The sequence below is a fragment of the Ensifer sp. 2TAB8 genome (genome assembly GCF_052115125.1).
Lineage (GTDB): Bacteria > Pseudomonadota > Alphaproteobacteria > Rhizobiales > Rhizobiaceae > Ensifer.
In genome coordinates this window covers 234,374-252,275 of the sequence record NZ_JBFRGB010000006.1, presented here as the reverse complement: position 1 = coordinate 252,275, position 17,902 = coordinate 234,374, and the positions used below count along the sequence as shown (strand labels likewise).

14 protein-coding genes are annotated in these 17,902 nt (G+C 64.2%); 8 read left to right on the top strand and 6 right to left on the bottom strand.

Annotated features, from left to right (window positions below):
* Positions 1-54 precede the first annotated feature (54 nt).
* Positions 55-1,077 (top strand): amino acid ABC transporter substrate-binding protein, encoded by a 1,023-nt coding sequence (locus AB4Z53_RS13515; RefSeq protein WP_441596302.1) that lies wholly within the window; start codon positions 55-57, stop codon positions 1,075-1,077.
* 248 nt (positions 1,078-1,325) lie between these two features.
* On the opposite strand, the gene AB4Z53_RS13510 is transcribed toward AB4Z53_RS13515, so the two are convergent.
* The 4 genes from AB4Z53_RS13510 to AB4Z53_RS13495 all read right to left on the bottom strand — a co-directional run bounded on the left by AB4Z53_RS13510 (position 1,326) and on the right by AB4Z53_RS13495 (position 6,132).
* Entirely contained in the window at positions 1,326-2,213 is an 888-nt protein-coding gene (locus tag AB4Z53_RS13510; protein ID WP_441596301.1) for a branched-chain amino acid ABC transporter permease, read from the bottom strand.
* A 24-nt stretch (positions 2,214-2,237) separates the two neighbouring features.
* Complete coding sequence (locus tag AB4Z53_RS13505) at positions 2,238-2,975, bottom strand: ABC transporter ATP-binding protein (protein WP_441596300.1); 738 nt, start codon at positions 2,973-2,975, stop codon at positions 2,238-2,240.
* Between the two features lie 94 nt (positions 2,976-3,069).
* Positions 3,070-4,233, bottom strand: coding sequence for an ABC transporter substrate-binding protein (locus tag AB4Z53_RS13500; RefSeq protein WP_441596299.1), 1,164 nt, complete (start codon positions 4,231-4,233; stop codon positions 3,070-3,072).
* Positions 4,234-4,254: 21 nt separating this feature from the next.
* Entirely contained in the window at positions 4,255-6,132 is a 1,878-nt protein-coding gene (locus tag AB4Z53_RS13495; RefSeq protein ID WP_441596298.1) for a branched-chain amino acid ABC transporter ATP-binding protein/permease, read from the bottom strand.
* Positions 6,133-6,311: 179 nt separating this feature from the next.
* Here AB4Z53_RS13495 and AB4Z53_RS13490 point away from each other — a divergent pair, with 179 nt between their 5' ends.
* From AB4Z53_RS13490 to AB4Z53_RS13470, 5 genes are read left to right on the top strand one after another with little or no spacing between them, the layout of a single operon-like run.
* The gene (locus tag AB4Z53_RS13490) at positions 6,312-7,193 is read left to right on the top strand and encodes a MurR/RpiR family transcriptional regulator (RefSeq protein WP_291165204.1); all 882 of its coding nucleotides are present in this window, start codon (positions 6,312-6,314) and stop codon (positions 7,191-7,193) included.
* 46 nt (positions 7,194-7,239) lie between these two features.
* Positions 7,240-7,902, top strand: a complete 663-nt coding sequence (locus AB4Z53_RS13485) for an isochorismatase family cysteine hydrolase (protein WP_291165201.1) — start codon at positions 7,240-7,242, stop codon at positions 7,900-7,902.
* Positions 7,903-7,934: 32 nt separating this feature from the next.
* On the top strand, positions 7,935-9,278 hold the full coding sequence (locus AB4Z53_RS13480) for a glutamine synthetase family protein (protein ID WP_441596297.1): 1,344 nt from the start codon (positions 7,935-7,937) through the stop codon (positions 9,276-9,278).
* Between the two features lie 18 nt (positions 9,279-9,296).
* On the top strand, positions 9,297-10,115 hold the full coding sequence (locus tag AB4Z53_RS13475; RefSeq protein ID WP_441596296.1) for an N-formylglutamate amidohydrolase: 819 nt from the start codon (positions 9,297-9,299) through the stop codon (positions 10,113-10,115).
* Positions 10,112-11,422 (top strand): aspartate aminotransferase family protein, encoded by a 1,311-nt coding sequence (locus tag AB4Z53_RS13470; RefSeq protein WP_441596295.1) that lies wholly within the window; start codon positions 10,112-10,114, stop codon positions 11,420-11,422. Before AB4Z53_RS13475 ends, AB4Z53_RS13470 begins: the two co-directional genes overlap by 4 nt.
* 36 nt (positions 11,423-11,458) lie before the next feature.
* Here AB4Z53_RS13470 and AB4Z53_RS13465 read toward each other — a convergent pair whose 3' ends face one another.
* Entirely contained in the window at positions 11,459-14,383 is a 2,925-nt protein-coding gene (locus AB4Z53_RS13465; RefSeq protein WP_441596294.1) for an aminotransferase, read from the bottom strand.
* Positions 14,384-14,498: 115 nt separating this feature from the next.
* Positions 14,499-15,242, bottom strand: a complete 744-nt coding sequence (gene hutC, locus AB4Z53_RS13460) for a histidine utilization repressor (protein ID WP_223725426.1) — start codon at positions 15,240-15,242, stop codon at positions 14,499-14,501.
* A 136-nt stretch (positions 15,243-15,378) separates the two neighbouring features.
* Between hutC and hutF the strand changes: the two genes are divergently transcribed.
* The gene (gene hutF / locus AB4Z53_RS13455) at positions 15,379-16,755 is read left to right on the top strand and encodes a formimidoylglutamate deiminase (RefSeq protein ID WP_441596293.1); all 1,377 of its coding nucleotides are present in this window, start codon (positions 15,379-15,381) and stop codon (positions 16,753-16,755) included.
* A gap of 36 nt (positions 16,756-16,791) precedes the next feature.
* A complete protein-coding gene (locus AB4Z53_RS13450) occupies positions 16,792-17,826 on the top strand; it encodes an ABC transporter substrate-binding protein (protein WP_441596292.1) in 1,035 nt (344 codons plus the stop codon).
* Positions 17,827-17,902 lie beyond the last annotated feature (76 nt).

Genomic DNA, 17,902 nt, shown 5'->3' with positions numbered 1-17,902 from the left:
CATCCCGGCGGCGAAGACGCATGCCCTAAAAACATCAATGAGGAGAACAGGACAATGAAACTTGGAGTGAAACTTGGAGTTCTGGCACTGGCGAGCGCGGCGTTCCTCGCCGGCACCGCCGCCAACGCCGGCATGCTCGACGTGATCAAGGAACGCGGCGAACTTCGCTGCGGCGTCAGCCAGGGCGTGCTCGGCTTTTCCGCGCCCAACGACAAGGGTGAATGGAGCGGCTTCGACATCGATTTCTGCCGCGCCGTGGCCGCTGCAGCGCTCGGCAATCCCGACAAGGTGAAATACGTACCGCTCTCGACCAAGGAGCGCTTCACCGCGTTGCAGTCGGGCGAGGCCGACCTGCTTTCGCGCCAGACCACCTGGACGCTGTCACGTGACACCGATCTCGGCATGAGCTTCGTCGGCGTCAACTATTATGACGGCCAGGCCTTCATGGTGCGCAACGACCTTGGCGTGAAGAGCGTCAAGGAACTCTCGGGCGCCTCCGTTTGCACCGAGACCGGCACGACGACCGAGCAGAACATGGCCGACTATTTCGGCGCCAACAACATCCAGTATCAGGTGGTGGCTTTCGAAAAGGCCGACCAGACGATCCAGGCCTTCAACACGGCACGCTGCGACGTCTATTCGACCGACGCTTCGGCGCTCTATGCCCAGCGCCTGACGCTGAACGATCCCGATCGTTTCGTCGTGCTGCCTGAAGTGATCTCCAAGGAGCCGCTCGGTCCGGCCGTCCGCCAGGGCGACGACCCGTGGTTCAAGGTCGTGCGCTGGACGCTGTTTGCGCTGACCGAGGCCGAAGAGCTCGGCATCACCAAGGACAACGCCGCAAAGCTTCTCGAGAACGGGACGACCGCCCAGAAGCGTTTCCTCGGCATCGAAAACGAAGCGGGTAAGTCGCTCGGTCTCGATCCGAAATGGGCCTACCAGGCGGTTTCCGCCGTCGGCAACTATGGCGAGATCTTCGAGCGCCACCTCGGCAAGGATAGCCCGCTCAAAATCGAGCGCGGCCTCAACAAACTCTGGAGCCAGGGCGGCCTGATGTACGCCCCACCGGCACGCTGATCCCGAGCAATTTCCGTCAGGAATTGCGCGAGAGATAAGCGCCAACGAGACGCCGCGGCCCTCCCCGCGGCGTCTTTTCGTTTTTGGGTCACCTTGGAAGCAGGCAGGTGCATCGCGCGATTTTTGGTGACTGAAATACTCACACGATCGGCTCCTCTATCCGCGTCACAATGACAAACGCCGCGGCGGGCTTCCATCGCGGCGTTTCTGTCGGCATGAAGGCGGTCGATCTCCTGGCCGCTGTGTGCTTAGAGCTTGACGATCGTCTTGCGGGCAAGCAGGCCCTGGGGTGCAAAGAGCAACACGCCGATGACAAGCAGGATGGTGAAGGCATCGCGGTAGCTGAGCAGCCCTTCCGGCAGATAGGCCTGCAGGAACACCTCGATGAATCCGAGCAGGAAGCCGCCGGCAACGGCACCCGACAGGCTGCCGAGTCCCCCGATGATCGCGGCGATGAAGGCTTTGAGCACCGGCAGGAAACCCATCAGCGGATCGACGCTGCCGCGCTGCGCCACCCAGAGGATGCCGGCAACGCCAGCGAGCAGGCCGGAGATCGCAAAGGCGGTGGCGACCACCGCATTGGCGCGGATGCCCATCAGCCGCACGATGGCGAAATCTTCCGAAGCCGCGCGCATGGCGCGGCCGAGCACAGTCGTGCGCAGGAAAAGGTTGAGGCCGGCGAGCATGATGATCGTGACGAGGATCGACGTGCCCTGGATCAGGCCGAGATGCAGGCCGCCGATCTCGATCGTGCCGGAAAAGCTCTCGGGCATCGGCACCGGCTTCGGGCGAGCGGAGATGAAGTTCTGGAAGAGAACACGCAGGATGGCGCTGACGGCGAAGCTCGTCAGGAGCAGCGTCGTGCCGCTGGCGCCGCGCACCGGCCGGAAGGCGATCCGCTCCATCAGCATCGCAAGCATGATTGCGATCATCAGCGCGGCGCAGACCGCAAGCGGAAACGGTAGCCCCAACAACAGCGCGAAGCAGAGGCCGTAGCCGGCAGCCGTCATCAACTCGCCGTGAGCGAAGTTGATGAGCCCCATGATCGAGAAGACGACCGCAAGACCGAGCGCCAGAAGCGCATAGGTGCCACCGAGGCTGAGCGCATTGACGAGCTGCTGCAGGAACATGTCCATGAATTGACCCTCCACGCACTCGGCTCAGGCGCCGAGATAGGCGCCCTGGATTTCGGTTGAATTGCGAAGCTCGGCAGCCGTGCCCGAAAGCACGATCCGGCCGTTGGCCATGACGTAGCCGGTATCGGCGATCTCGAGCGAGAGCGACACGTTCTGCTCGACGAGCAGGATCGTCAGGCCCTTCTGCCGGAGACCGGCGATCAGGTCGAAGATCAGGTCCACCACCTGCGGCGCAAGGCCGAGCGAGGGTTCGTCGAGCAGCAGGAGGTCCGGAGACGACATCATCGAACGCGCGATCGCCAGCATCTGCTGTTCGCCGCCAGAGAGCGATCCGGCCTTCTGGGTGAGCCGCTCCTTCAGGATCGGAAAGCGCGACAGCATGTCTTCGCGCACCTCAGCGATCGCCCCGCGCGCCTTGTGCATGGCGCCACCGAGGAGCAGGTGTTCGTCGACCGTCAGGCTCGGAAAGATGCGCCGCCCCTCGGGCGTCAGCGTCATGCCGAGCCGGACGATCTGTTCCGGCGCAAGGCCCGAAATATTCTGGCCGTTGAACGACACGCGTCCCGCCTTCTTGCCCGCCAGGCCGACGAGCGAATTCAGCGTCGAACTCTTGCCGGCGCCGTTGGCGCCGAGCAGCGTGACGATCTGCCCCTTGCCGACGGTGAGATCGACACCCTTCAGTGCCTCGACCGCGCCATAGGCGACCTTGAGACCGCTGACTTCCAGCAGCGGCTTCGAAACGGGAATTTCACTCATCATCATCGGGGCAAAGTCCTTGCCATGGATTGCGAAGCGCCTGTGGCGGCGACAGCAGAGGCAAGCCCCGGCAAGACCGGGGATTGCCCTCTCCGTTCGATCACGGTGCCGGAATATCGGCGGCCGCCGGAACGCCCTGGCTGATCAGTTCGCGGTTGCCGCCTTCGATGCGTACCAGTGACACGGAGCGAAGCGGCATCCCTTGCGTGCCGGCATAGGTGATCGGGCCGGTCACGCCCTGGACGTTTTCGAGCGAAGCGATGGCATTGCGGATCGCGACCGGATCGATGCTGTTGGCTTCCGTCACCGCCGCGTCGATTACCTTGCCGAGGTCATAGCCATTGGCGATGTAGACCGTGTCCGGCACCTGGCCGAATTTCTCCTTGTACTTCACGTTGAAGTCGGCGAGCGGGCTGCCTTCGCTGGCAAAGCCGGCGGTGGTGAAGACGACGCCATCGACGGTCGCTCCGAGGCCGAACGTCGTCGGCGAGTCGATGCCGTCGCTGCCCAGAATCGGGATCGTCACGCCGGCGCCGCGCAGCTGGCGGATGAAGGCCGGGAAGTCCGGCTCGTAAGCCGCCGTCATGATGACGTCCGGCGCCGGGTTCATCGCCTTGATCTTGGTGACCTCGGCGCCGAAGTCCTGCTGGCCCATGCTGAACGTGCCCTCGCCGAGCAGCTCGCCGCCCTTGGCGGTGAAGGCTGCAGCGAAATACTCAGGCAGCTTCAGCGTATAGGCGCTGTCGGGCGACTTCAGGATGTAGGCCTTCTTGTAGCCCTTCTCGGTGGCGTAGGTGGCAAGCACAGAGGCCTGGACGTTGTCGGCCGGATAGTTGCCGAACATGTAATCGCCGACGGCGAGCGGCATGGTGGGCGTTGTCGCGCAGAAGGAGAAGGCCGGGATCTGGGCGGCTTGGGTCACCTGGCCGGCGGCGATCGACGGATCGGCGTCGCAGGGCGTGATGACGATCTTGACGCCCTGGTCGACCAACTCCTGCGCCACCAGCGCTGTCTGCGCCGCATCCGAGCGGGTATCCTTGGCAACGAGCTTGATCGGGAACTTGCCGGCAGCACCGCCGGCCGCGTTGATTTCCTCGACAGCCATTTCCAGGCCCTTCAGCGACGGCTGGTCATAGGGGGCAAGGCCACCGGTCTGCGCGGTCGCAAGACCGATCACCAGGTCTTCCGCAAACGCCGGCAGAGCCGACAGCGTGAGGCCACCGAGCATGGTGGTGAGGCACAGGGCCGTTACGTTGTTCTTCATCTGAAAAGTTCCCTCTCTTGATTATGCAGGATTGTGCAGGCCCGGCGCGCCGGACGGCAGGCCTTGAACTTCCCCCTCGCCGCTTCGCGCCTGCGCCGATGAGCGGCGGCGGCCGATATAGGCCTCGATGACGGCCTGATTGGCCTGGATTTCCGCCGGCGTACCGATGGCGATCTGCTGGCCCTTGTTGAGCACGACGACGACGTCGCAGAGCCGCATGATCAGCTTCAGGTCGTGCTCGACGACGAGCAGGCCGAGGCGATACTTCGTGCGGATACGATCGAGGACATGCATCAGCTCCTCGGTCTCGGCCGGGTTCATGCCGGCGGCCGGCTCGTCGAGCAGCAGATAACGCGGCTTCAGTGCCAGCGCGCGGGCGATCTCCAGCCGTCGCTGCGCTCCATAGGAAAGCGTGCCGGCCAGCCTGTCGGCAAATTCCCCGAGGCCCACTTCCGCGAGCACCGTCAGGGCGCGGGCGGCCGGGTCTTCGCCATCGGCCTTCAAGGCGCTTGCCGCAACCGTGACGTTTTCAAGGACGGTCAGGTTCTTGAAAAGACGAATGTTCTGGAAGGTGCGAGCGAGACCCGCGACGGGAACGGCATGAACCGCAAGCGACGCAACATCCTGACCGTCGATCAGCACGCGACCGCTCGACGGCGGAACAACGCCGGAAACGCTGTTGATCAGCGTCGACTTGCCGGCGCCGTTCGGTCCGATCAGACCGGTGACGAGACCGGGCTTGATCTCGAAGTTAGCGTTCTCGAGCGCGACGAGACCCGCAAACCGCTTGCCGAGATTTTCGACCCGGAGCGTGCCTTGACCGGTTGCTGCACTGGCATCTGCCGGCACTGGGGTTCCGGCTTCGCCTTTCGAAGCGGCGCGCTTGAACCAGCCGAAGCGCTCGTCGAGTTCGCGCACGCCGAAAAGGCCGTCCTGCAGGCGGTACATGACGACGAGGATCGCGACGCCGATGCCGATATCGGTGAGGCCGAAGACGGTCGGCAGTTTCAGGAAGCCGAGATCGACGCCGCCTTCGAGCTTCCGCAGGAGTTCGACGATCAGCATGATCACGGCGGCGCCGCCGACGGCACCCGAGACCGTGGTGATGCCGCCGAGGATCAACATCGCCAAGAGCATGAAGGTCAGATTGAAGTAGAAGTCCTTGGGCGAAAAGGCGCCGAGGAAATGCGCCAGCAAGGCGCCGGCGGCACCAGCGAGTATTGCGCCCAGAACCCAGGCGAAGAAGCGGTGCATCTTGACGTTGACGCCAACGGCGGTCGAGGCGATCTCGTCTTCACGCGACGCCCGAAGCTTCAGGCCGGCGCTCGAATCCCGATAGAGGCGCGCGACCGCGATGGCCGCAATGGCAAAGGGCAGCGCCACCCAGAGATTGACCGCGCGCGGGATCCCGAAAAACGTCTGGCTGCCGCGGGTGAAATCCGTCGAGGCGACAAGCACGACATGCACGATGACGAGGAAGCCGAGCGTCGCGATCGAGGCTGACGAGCCGCCAAGGCGCGCAACCGGAATGCCGATCAGCACCGCGACCAGAGCAACGACGACGAGGGCGATGGCAAGCGCCGGCAGGAAAGGCATGCCGATGCCCGCCAGCCATCCCGGCAGATGCGGCAGCGCCGTCTTCTGGATGATCGGGTTGAGCGTCAACAGACCAGACGCATAGGCGCCGATCGCCATGAAGCCGACGTGACCGAAGGAAACGATGCCGGAATTGCCGGCGTAGATGCCGATGCCGAGCACGGCGATGACGTTGATCATGAACAGCGTCACCAGGCGCTCGCCGCTGCCCGGAAAGAACAGCGAGGCGATGACGGCGGCGGCCAAAAGCGGCAGCGACGTTACAAGGATACCAAAGACGGTTTCTCGCCTGACGCGCACCATCCGCATTCCCCCAAATTTTCGGCCCGCCTCGTGTTTTTGGCTCGGGCCCGTTCCCGAAATGAACGTTATCGCAGATCGATCAAATGTCAATCTTGTTTCAAAAAACATTCTCTGCTAGCAATTCTGTAACAAAAAGTAGAAATTGGGGTTCACGCCATCATTTTTGGGAGGCAGAAATCGTGGCAATCCGGGACCGACTGACAGACGGCGCGATCACCTTCACGCGCTCGGAACTGAAGATCGTGCGGCAGCTGTTGTCGAACTATCCGGCAGCCGGGCTGAACACGGTCGCGCATCTCGCCGCCGCCGCCGGCGTCAGCAATCCGACCGTCGTGCGCTTCGCCAACACGCTGGGCTTCGAGGGCTATCCAGAGTTCCAGAAGGCGCTTCTCAGCGAAGTGCAGGAGCGCATGAGTTCGCCGCTCTCCATGCTCGACGAGCGGCGCCCGTCGCTGGAGCAGGAGAATTTTTACCAGTACTTCCTGCGCGCCAGCATCCATGCGCTGGAATCCTCGATGCAGATGCTGCCTTCGGAGGATTTCGAGGCCGCGGTCGACGCCGCCGCCGACATGAGCGCCCGCATCCACTGCCTTGGCGGCCGCTTCAGCGGCTTTCTCGCCGGCCTGCTCTGGTCGCACATGAAGCAACTGCGCGGCGATACGCGCTGGATCAACGGCAGCCAGGCCGACCAGGTCGACCAGCTCGTCGATCTCGGCAAGCGCGACGTGCTCTTCGTCTACGACTATCGCCGCTACCAGAACGACACGATCCGCTTTGCCCGCCAGGCGGCGACGCAGGGCGCGCGCATCGTGCTGTTCACCGACCGCTGGCTGTCGCCGATCGCCGATTTCGCGACCGTGACGCTGACGGCGCCCGTCGACACGGTCTCGCCCTACGACACGATGGTGCCGGCGATCGCCCAGACGGAGGCGGTGATCGCGGCACTGACCGCCCGCCTAGCCACGCAGTCACGTGGCCGCATCGAGCGCATGGAGGAACTGCGCCGCGGCTATGCCATCACCGAGGATGCCTTCAACCCAGCCGTTGAAGACGACCGCTGACCCTTTCCGCCGCCCTGGCGAACCAGACAACCCGAGGAGAATTCGAATGAGTGCAGTCACTGTAAAGGTTGGGGACGATCTCTTGAGGCGCGACAGCGCCTATGAGGCTGGCCGCACCTCTTTGTTGTTCGTCGACATGCAGCGCATCTGGTGCGAGCCGAACCTCGACCCGACCCACCCGCAGGACGCCGACAGCTATTACCACAGGCGTCTGCGCCAGACCGTCATCCCCAACCAGGTGCGCATTCTGGAAGCGGCGCGAAAGGCAGGTTGCGAGGTGCTGCACACGATCATCGAAAGCCTGACGCTCGACGGCCGCGACCGCTCGCTCGACCACAAGCTTTCCGACATGCACGTGCCGAAGGGCTCGCCCGAGGGCCAGGTCATTCCGGAGCTTGCCCCCATCGACAACGAGATCGTGCTGCCGAAGACGTCGTCGGGCGTCTTCAACTCGACCAACATCGACTACATCCTGCGCAATCTCAACACGCGCTATCTGATCATCGCCGGCGTCATCACCGACCAGTGCGTCGACATGGCCGTGCGTGACGCCGCCGACCGTGGCTACCTCGTCACCGTCGTCAACGACGCCTGCGCCACCTACAGCGAGCAGCGCCATGACGCGGCCCTTCGTGCCTACTCGGGCTACTGCTGGACGACCGACACGGACACCGTCGTCAGCCGCCTGAACGGCCTGCGCCAGGCCTAGACCGCCGCAAAAAACAGATTGGAGGGGATTCCATGACCGATACCAACAACGGCAAGGCGGCCGCCGCACTGACGGAACTCGCCACCTTCGTCACGACAGACATCGCCGGCATCACCCGCGGCCGCAGCTTCGCCGCGACCGAGATCGACAGCTACCTGCGCAAGGGCGTCGGCTGGGTGCCGGCCAACCTGGCGCTGACGCCCTTCGACCAGATTGCCGAAAACAACCCCTGGGGCTCGTCCGGCGACCTGCGACTGATGGCGGATCCAAGCAGCAAGGCGCGCGTCACTTGCCTGCCCGACGAGACGCCGCTGCATTTCTACCACTCCGACATCACCGACCTACAGGGCAATGCCTGGGATTGCTGCGTGCGCAGCTTCCTGAAACAGACACTGAAGGAATATGAAGAGATCGGCCTCAAGGTCATATCGGCCGTCGAGCAGGAATTCCAGTTGCTCGGCGTCGACTGGCCGGACGCCCCCTCCTTCGGCCTGCGCGCCCAGCGCCGCGCCGAACCCTTCGGCTCGCTGCTGATGACCGCCTTGCAGGAAGCCGGCGCCGAGCCGGAAATGTTCCTGCCGGAATACGGCAAGGACCAGTTCGAAATCACCTGCCGTCCTGCCGACGCGCTGACCGCCGCCGACCGCGGCGCCACCATCCGCGCGATCACCAAGGAAGTCGCCGCCCTCTTCGGCTGGAATGCGAGCTTCGCCCCGAAGACGGCGTCGAATGGCGTCGGCAACGGCGTGCATCTGCATGTGAGCTTCACCGATCTCGACGGCAATCCGGTGACATTCGACGCCTCGCGTCCCGGCAGGCTTTCCAAGGTCTCCGGCTCCTTTGCCGCCGGCGTCATCAAGCATCTGCCAGCGCTGACCGCGTTTACCGCTCCGTCGGTGCTTTCCTACATGCGGCTCGTGCCACACCATTGGAGCGCCGCCTACACCTGCCTCGGTGAAAAGAACCGCGAAGCGACGCTGCGCATTTGCCCGACGCTGGACCTGCCCGGCAGCAATCCGGCCAGGCAGTTCAACATGGAATATCGGGCCGCCGACGCCTGCGCCAGCCCGCATCTGTCGCTGGCTGTTCTCTTGAAGGCCGGCCTCGAAGGCATCAGGGCCGAGCTCGAACAGCCGCCCCTGATCAATTCCGACCCGTCCGATTTCTCGGCGGCAGAACAGGAGAAACTCGGCATCCGTCGCCTGCCCGCAAGCCTGCCGGAAGCGCTGGACACGCTTGCCGCCGATCCGGTCGTCACCGGTTGGTTCTCACGAGATTTCCTTGCCTGCTACGAGGCGATGAAGCGCAAGGAGATCGAGATCGTCGACGGGCTCTCGCCAGACGAACTCTGCGCCCGCTATGCGGCGGTCTACTGATTGACGGATGGGCAGCCCATGACCTCGACAACGGCCATCAAGAGCCTAGAGCCCGGCGCGCGACACGACCCGAGCGCACCGCTGCTGGCGATCGACGAACTGCCGCCTTATGCGGTCTTCAACCCGGACGGCACCTCGCCGATCCTGCTTCTGTGCGAACACGCAACAAACCGGATGCCACGCGCGCTCGGCGATATGGGGCTGCCGCTGCACGAGCGCCAGCGCCACATCGCCTGGGATATCGGCGCCATGGCGCTGGCTCAGCGCTTAAGCCTCAGCCTCGATGCACCATTGTTCTTCACCAACTACTCAAGGCTGGTGATCGACTGCAACCGGCCGCTTTCCGCCCCCTCGATGATCCCCGAGATCAGCGAGACGACGGAGATCCCCGCCAACCGAAGCTTAAGCGACGAAGAGCGGCAGCAGCGGATCGATACGCTGTTCACGCCGTTCGCTGAAGCGGTCAGCCGCCGTCTCGACCGGCTCGAGGGCGAAGGCAAGCGGCCCTTCGTCGTCGGCATCCACAGCTTCACGCCGGTCTATTTCGGCAAGCCGCGCCCCTGGCAGGCCGGCATCCTCTATCGTGACGCGGTCGATTTTGCCGGTTCACTGATCGGCGAGTTGGCCAGCGAAAGCCAGCTGACGATCGGCGACAACGAGCCCTACAACATCCATCCCGACGAGGATTATACCGTGCCGGTTCATGCCGACGCGCGCGGGCTGCCGGGCGTTCTGGTCGAGGTGCGCCACGATCTGATCGACACCGATGCAGGCGTCGCAACCTGGGGCGAGCGCCTGACCCGCTGTCTGAAAGCCAGCATAGGGGAAGCCCGGTGACCCCACTCTACGACAGAGACCAAGCGGCAATCGCCAACCTGCAGAAGCTGCGCTTCTTCCCGCTTGCCGTGACCGGCGGCCGGGGCGCGAAGCTCATGCAGGAAAACGGCCGTGAGCTGATCGACCTCTCCGGCGCCTGGGGTGCGGCGAGCCTCGGCTATGGCCACCCGGCGCTGGTCGAGGCAATCTCCCGTGCGGCTGCAAATCCCGCCGGCGCCAGCGTTCTTTCTGCCGCCAACGGTCCGGCAACGGCGCTCGCGGAAAAACTGCTCGCGGCCTTTCCCGGGGCGGGCGACAACAAGATCTGGTTCGGTCATTCCGGATCTGACGCCAACGAGGCCGTCTTCCGCGCTGTCACCAAGGCAACGGGTCGGTCAGGTGTMATCGCATTCGTCGGCGCCTATCACGGTTGCACTACCGGCTCGATGGCCTTTTCCGGCCATAGTGTCCAGGCAGGTGCCGCCAAGGCCGACGGTCTGCTGTTACTCCCCTACCCCGATCCGTACCGGCCCTACCGCGAAGACCCGACGGGTGGCGCAATCCTCACCGAACTGCGCCAACACCTGGAATTGGCGCCCGAACAGTTCGCGGCCGCCTTCATCGAGCCGATCCAGTCCGACGGCGGCCTGATCGTGCCGCCAGCCGGATTCTTCAGAGCCTTTGCCGAGATCTGTCGTGAATACGGCGTGCTCGTCGTCTGCGACGAAGTGAAGGTCGGGCTTGGCCGCAGCGGCCGGCTGCATTGCTTCGAGCATGAGGATTTCGTTCCCGACATCCTGACCATCGGCAAGGGGCTCGGCGGCGGCCTGCCGCTCTCGGCCGCCATCGGTCCGGCCAAGGTGCTCGATTGCGCAAACGCCTTCGCCATGCAGACGCTGCACGGCAACCCGATCTCAGCCGCCGCCGGCCTCGCGGTTCTCGAAACCATCGAGCGCGAGGGACTTGCGCAGGAAGCGGAGCGGAAGGGGCAACGGCTGCGTCAGGGCCTGCAGCGTCTTGCCGAGCGCCACCCTCTGATCGGCGACGTTCGCGGACGCGGGCTTGCCTGCGGGGTAGAGTTGATCACCGATCGGCAGGGCCGGACACCGGCTTCGCGCGAGACGGCCAAGCTCGTCTACCGCGCCTATGAACTCGGCCTCGTTGTCTACTATGTCGGAATGAGCTCCAATGTCTTGGAGATGACGCCGCCGCTGACGATCACCGATCGGGACATCGACGCGGCGCTGGAGATCCTGGAGCAAGCCTTCGACGACGTCACCGCCGGTCGCGTCGCGGACACGGTGCTGGCGGACTTCGCCGGCTGGTAAGCCCTCGTCGGTGGCAGCAATGCGGCCGACGATGTTTTACCAGCCCTCCTCCAGCACCCGCGCCAGCATGTCGGCGAAGAAGTCGGCGCTCTCCAGGCTGAGGCAGAGCGGCGGCTTGATCTTCAGCACATTCAGGTGGTCACCGGTCGGCTGCATGATGACGCCGAGATCGAGCAGGCGATCGCAGATCGCCGCCGTCTCCTCCGTCGCCGGCAACAGCGTTTCCCGGTCGCGCACGAATTCGACGCCGAGATAAAGCCCCATGCCGTGTACGGCGCCAATCAGCGGGAAGCGCTGCCCCAGCGCTTCAAGCCGGGCCTTGAGGTGACCGCCGACGACACGGGCATTCTCCGGAAGCCGCTCCTCCGTCAGGATATCGAGCACGGCCTGGCCGACGACGGAGCTGACGGGGCTGCCGCCCGAGGACGAGAAGAAGTACCCCTCCTTCTCCAGCGCGTCGGCGATCTCGCGGCGAGTGATGACGGCGCCGAGCGGATGGCCGTTGCCCATGCCCTTGGCGACCGTGATGATATCGGGCACGACGCCCTGCTCTTCGAAGCCCCAGAAATAATCGCCGAGACGGCCGTAGCCGACCTGCACCTCGTCGGCGATGCAAACGCCGCCACGTGCCCGCACCATGGCATAGACCGCATCGAGATAACCTTTCGGCAGGGGGATGCCGCCGGCATTGCCGTAGACCGGCTCGCAGATGAAGCCGGCGAGCCTCTCATCCTCAGCGTCCAGTTCGGTCAGCTTGGTGACGACGGAGCGGACATAGCTGTCCGTCGTATCGGCACCGCGGAACTCGCCGCGATAGGTGTTGGGCGCGGTCACCGGATGCACCCAGGCCGGACGCGTCTCCAGCGCCTGCGGATTGTCTGCGATCGAGGTCGACACCGCATCGCTGGCGACCGTCCAACCGTGATAGGCCTCGAGCAGGCTCACGACATTGCGGGCGCCGGAATAGGCCCAGGCAAGCCGGAGTGCCAGGTCGTTTGCCTCCGAGCCGCTGTTGACCAGGAACACGGTATCGAGCCCCTCGGGCGCGAGCGCCGCGAGCCGCGTCGAGAACTCGGCGACGGACGCGTAGTGGAAGCGCGAATTGGTGTTGAGCAGCGACCATTGCCGACCCACGGCAGAGGCCAGGCGCGGATGTCCGTGGCCGAGGATCGTCACGTTGTTGACCATGTCGAGATAGCTGCGGCCCTCGACGTCGAAGAGATATTCCCTCCAGCCGCGTTCGATCTGCGGTGGTTTCAGGTAGTAGTTCTTCTGCGGCTTGGCGAAGTGCTGCTGCCGACGGCTCAGCAGCGCTTCGCTGTGCAGTTCCGGCGCATCGCATTCAAACCCGAGGACGCCGGCCGGCGACGGGCACAGGGCCTTCCAGGCCTCCGCCTGGCGCGGCATCACAAAAAGCGGCGGAACGAGACCATGCTCGCGGCAAAGCTGGACGCGGATCAGACCATAAGTCTGCTGCTCGCCCGATACGACGCCGAGCACTGCACCGGCTGCGGCGGTTTCCTCAATGTCGCCACCGGCTTCGACGCCTTCGAGGAACAGGCTCGCCTCGGCCCCTTCCAGAACCAACAGTCCATCCTGCCGGATGACCCGCCCCGCAAACGGGGCAACGATCTCGCGGCCCGCCTCCAGGCAGATGTCGACATGCAGCGCCAGCGTCGCGTCGGGCTTCGGCGACCTCAGTTGCGTTTCGGTCATCCGATATTCGCCGTAGCGGGTGGTCGCGACACCGATCGCATGGGCGGCGTGCTGCAGCAGCGAGATCGGCAGTCCCTGGTGCTGCCAGCGTTCCTCAGGCAATAGCGGGCTGAGGATCGACAGGTCGATCTGGCGCACATCGGTCGGCCCAAGCCCCGGGATCAGGCTCTCCCCCGTGACAGGCGCTGATGCCGGAGCAAGCCCCGCCGAGGCCAGGATCGCGTGCTCCATCAGTGCCGACGGAACCGAAGTCGCAACGTCGAAGATCTCCCGCTCATGCGCGGCGTTGCCCTCGACATAAGCGTTGTCAGGCTCGCGGGAGAGCTGATGTTCGGAGCTCGCGACCAATACGGCGGCGCGGGCGACGATCAGCGGCCAGAGCGCCCTCAGTTCCACTTCGGTCAGCGGACACGCGGCATGAAACGCCTTGACCGCCGGCAGGATGAACCACGGATCGCCGTCGGCGTGATGCAGCAGCGAGGCGCAGGTCACGGCAAGTTCGGCAACCAGCCACCCCTTGAGGATATCGCCGAAATCGATCACCCCGTCCGGGATCGCCCGGCCGGATGCATCAGGCTGGCTCACCACATTGTCGTCGGTCACATCGTGATGGATCGCCTGTATGCGCAGTTCCGCCGTGAGTGGCTGCAGACGCCGCATCGCGCCGACCATGATTTCGGCGATGCGCTTCTTGCGCTGCTGGTCCGGCATGTCGGCCAAGAGGTGAAGGACGACGGGACCGGCTCGGCGCAGGTCCCATTGCAGTTCGCGTTCAAGCCCGGGATGCTCGAAGTCCTGCAGCGCGGCGGCCAGCCGCCMGGCGAGCGCACCGAGCGCGGACACGGCTTCACGCGAAAGATGCTTGCGCCGGGTCAGCGGTTCGCCATCGAGAAAACTTAACAGGCGGATCCGGTAGTCCTGCTCGCGGACGGTCACGCTCTCGATCGCCTCGCCCTTGAGCGAAGACACGACTTCCGCAACGCGCGCCGACGTCAAGCGATCGGAAAGATGCTGCAAGGCCGCATTCTGCGCTTCCAGTTCGAGCGGTCCATATTCCGCGCGGCAGATTTTCAGCACATAGCGCTGCTCGCCGGTATCGATGCGATAGTTGCGGTCCTGCTGGCTGCCGAGTTCGCTGATCGTGCCTGACAGACCGTAGTGCTCGGCCAGCAACGCCCGCGCCTCTTCGGCACTGACATCGGGCCTGGGCAGCTCGGTGCGAAGCTTCAGCGCATCCTCAACCATGATCTCGTCATCCTCCCATTCGGCGGTCGATCCCCCGAATCGACTGGAATAATGTCGAGATTAGAGCGGGATGAGGAAAAGATGTGCGGTTTTTCTGCGGAAGCCCGATCCCGATCTACTGCGACATGCCCTCAAGGCGATAGCGGGTGCCGGGATAGAGCAGACGTGCCGTCGTCACATTGGCCGCTTCCGACCAGGTACGGCGCCGGATCATCAGACAGGGTTCGTTGCGGTCGATGCCGAGCAGCTTGCATTCCCACAGCTGCGGCGACACCGCTTCGACGATCTGTTCGGTGCGCGTGATCGGCGCGACCGCGGTGAGATAGGCGTTCGGCGTCATCGTTCGGAAATCCTGCTCCAGATAACGCGGGCAGGCCGCCGGATTGACGAAACGATCCTCGATCTGGATCGGCAGGCCGTTTTCCGAATGCACCATGATCGAATGGAAAACGCGGGCGCCGGTGGCAAGGCCGAGCGCATAACCGATCTCCGGCGTCACTACCTCTTCCTGAAGGAGCGTCATCAGCGACGTGTGGGTATGGCCGCGCTCATGAATTTCGTCGGCGATGTTGCGAACTTCCAGAAGCGCGGTGCTGCCCTTGTGGGCCGCGACGAAGGAACCAACGCCCTGCACCCGCGTAATCGCGCCCTCGGTTGCCAGTTCCCTGAGCGCCCGATTGGCGGTCATGCGGCTGACGCCGAGGTCGGCGACGATCTCGTTTTCCGAGGGGATGCGGTGATGGGCGGGCCACTCGCCGCTCTCGATACGGCTGCGGATGAACTGTTTGACCGCCTCGTAGCGCGGCACCGGACCATCCTCGAAGGCGGCCATATCGTTCCGTTTTCCCAGTGCCGCCATCGGTTCAAGCCCCGCCTTTCCAGAATGCCGAACAAATCATGCGCATTCGCCCAAGAATCTTTTCGTTCATTTCACGCTTGCGCGCCAGCGCAAAATATCTATAGTTCCATATACAACTACGTACAGGAAAATGCACATGGCTAGTTTTCCCGTCAACCGGATCTTTGCAGAACGGGCGCTCCTGCCCGGCGGCTGGGCCCAAAATGTCGCGATCTCGCTCGACCCATCGGGCCGGATTGCGACGGTCGAGACCGGCAGCACCGCCGCCAATGGCGACGAGCGTGCGGCCGGGCCGCTGATCCCGGCAATCTCCAACCTTCATTCCCACGCCTTCCAGCGCGCGATGGCCGGCCTTGCCGAAGTGGCGGGAAGCGGCGACGACAGCTTCTGGACCTGGCGTGAGGAAATGTATCGCACCGTCGGGCTGGTCAATCCTGACGACGTCGAGGCGATCGCCGCCAAGCTCTACATGGAAATGCTGAAGGGCGGTTTCGGCCACGTTGCCGAATTCCACTACCTGCACCACCAGGCAGATGGCACCCCCTATGCCGACCCGGCCGAGATGTCGCTGCGCATTCTCGCTGCCGCCCGCACGACCGGCATCGGTCTCACTCACCTGCCGGTTTTCTACGCCCACGCCAATTTCGGCGGCGTGGCGCCAAATGCCGGCCAGCGGCCGTTCCTGCATGATCCCGATCGCTTCCTGGCGCTGCTTGAGCGCCTCGATCCGCTCTGCCGCGAAGCCGACAACACGCTCGGCTACGCCATCCATTCGCTGCGCGCAGCGACGCCCGAGGAAATGCGCATCATCCTCGATGCGGCACCCGTTGCCGGCCCGATCCATATCCATGTGGCCGAACAGACCAAGGAAGTCGACGACAGCCTCGCCTGGAGCGGCCGGCGCCCGGTCGAGTGGCTGCTTGATGAAATGCCCGTCGACGAACGCTGGTGCGCGATCCACGCAACGCATCTGACGGAAACCGAACGGCAGCGCCTGGCCCGTTCCGGCGCGGTTGCCGGCCTCTGCCCCGCAACCGAAGCCAATCTCGGTGACGGCATTTTCCCGGCGGTCGATTTCATGGCCGAAGGCGGGGTTATCGGCGTCGGCACCGACAGCCATGTGGCGACCAGCGTCGCCGAGGAGTTGCGCCTGCTCGAATACGGCCAGCGCCTGCGCGACCGCCGCCGCAATCGGCTTGCCACCGGGCCAGGCGCCTCTATCGGCCGAACCGTGTTTGACGCGGCGCTCAAGGGCGGCGCCCAGGCGGCCGGTCAGAAGGCTGCCGGCATCACCGTCGGCGCGCGCGCCGATTTCGTCGTGCTTGACGGCAGCAATCCCTACATCGCCGCCGCCACCGACAACCAGATCCTCGACCGCTGGCTCTTTGCGCTCGGCGGCGAGACTGTCCGCGACGTCATGGTCGCGGGCGCGTGGAAGATCCGGAACGGACGCCACGACCGGGAGGACGATATCGACCGCGCCTTTGCGCGGGTGCTGATGAAACTGAAGTAATCGTCAAAGCCAAAAATCAAATCAGGGAACAGCTTAATGTCGATCAACAAACTGAAACTCACGCTAGCCGCAACCGGCCTCGTGCTCGCGGCCTCCACCGGCAACGCCAGCGCGTCCTATTGCGGCGACGGCAAAACCGTCATGTTCGCCGGCATCGATTGGGAAAGCGGTGCGTTCATCACCGAAGTGATGAAGACCATTCTTTCCAAGGGCTATGATTGCCAGGTGGATTCGATCCCCGGCAACTCGGTGACGCTGGAACAGGCAACCGCCAACAACGACGTGCAGATCTTCGCCGAGGAATGGCTTGGCCGCTCCGACGTCTGGAACAAGGCGGTCGAGGAAAAGAAGGTGGTCGCGGTCGGCAAAACCTTCGTCGGCGCCAGCGAAGGCTGGTTCGTACCGGAATACGTCATCAAGGGAGACGCCGCCCGCAATCTCGAGGCCAAGGCGCCGGACCTGAAGAACGTCTCACAGCTTTCCGATCCGAAGATCGTCGAGCTCTTCGCCGATCCGGAAGAGCCGAGCAAGGGCCGCTTCCTCAACTGCCCATCGGGCTGGACCTGCGAGGGCGTGAGCTCCGCCAAGCTCGAAGCCTACAAGCTCGGCGAAACCTATGTGAACTTCCGTCCGGGCACCGGCACGGCGCTCGATTCCGCCATCACATCGGCCTATCTCCAGGGCGAGCCGATCCTCTTCTACTATTGGTCGCCGACCGCGATCATGGGCAAGTTCAAGCTCGTGCAGCTCGAAGAGCCGGCCTATAGCGAAGAATGCTGGAAGGAGCTTTCGAGCGCCAACGGCAAGCGCGAACAGGGCTGCGCCTTCCCGTCGGTCGACGTTTCCTACGGCGTCAACAGCACCTTCGCTGAGGAAGCCCCTGAAATCATCGCCATCCTCGAAAAGGCGACCTTCCCGCTCGAAGCCGTCAACGGCAGCCTCGCCTACATGGCCGACAACAAGGTCGATGCGCCGGCAGCCGCCGCCGAGTTCCTGAAGACCAAGGCCGACGTCTGGGGCAAGTGGGTTTCGGACGAAGCCCGCGGCAAGATCGAAGCCAGCCTTAAATAATCGCGACACATCGCCGGCTCGGGCCTCGTCATCGCGTCCAAGCGACGCGTGAGCCTGAGCTGGCGGTTGGCCACAA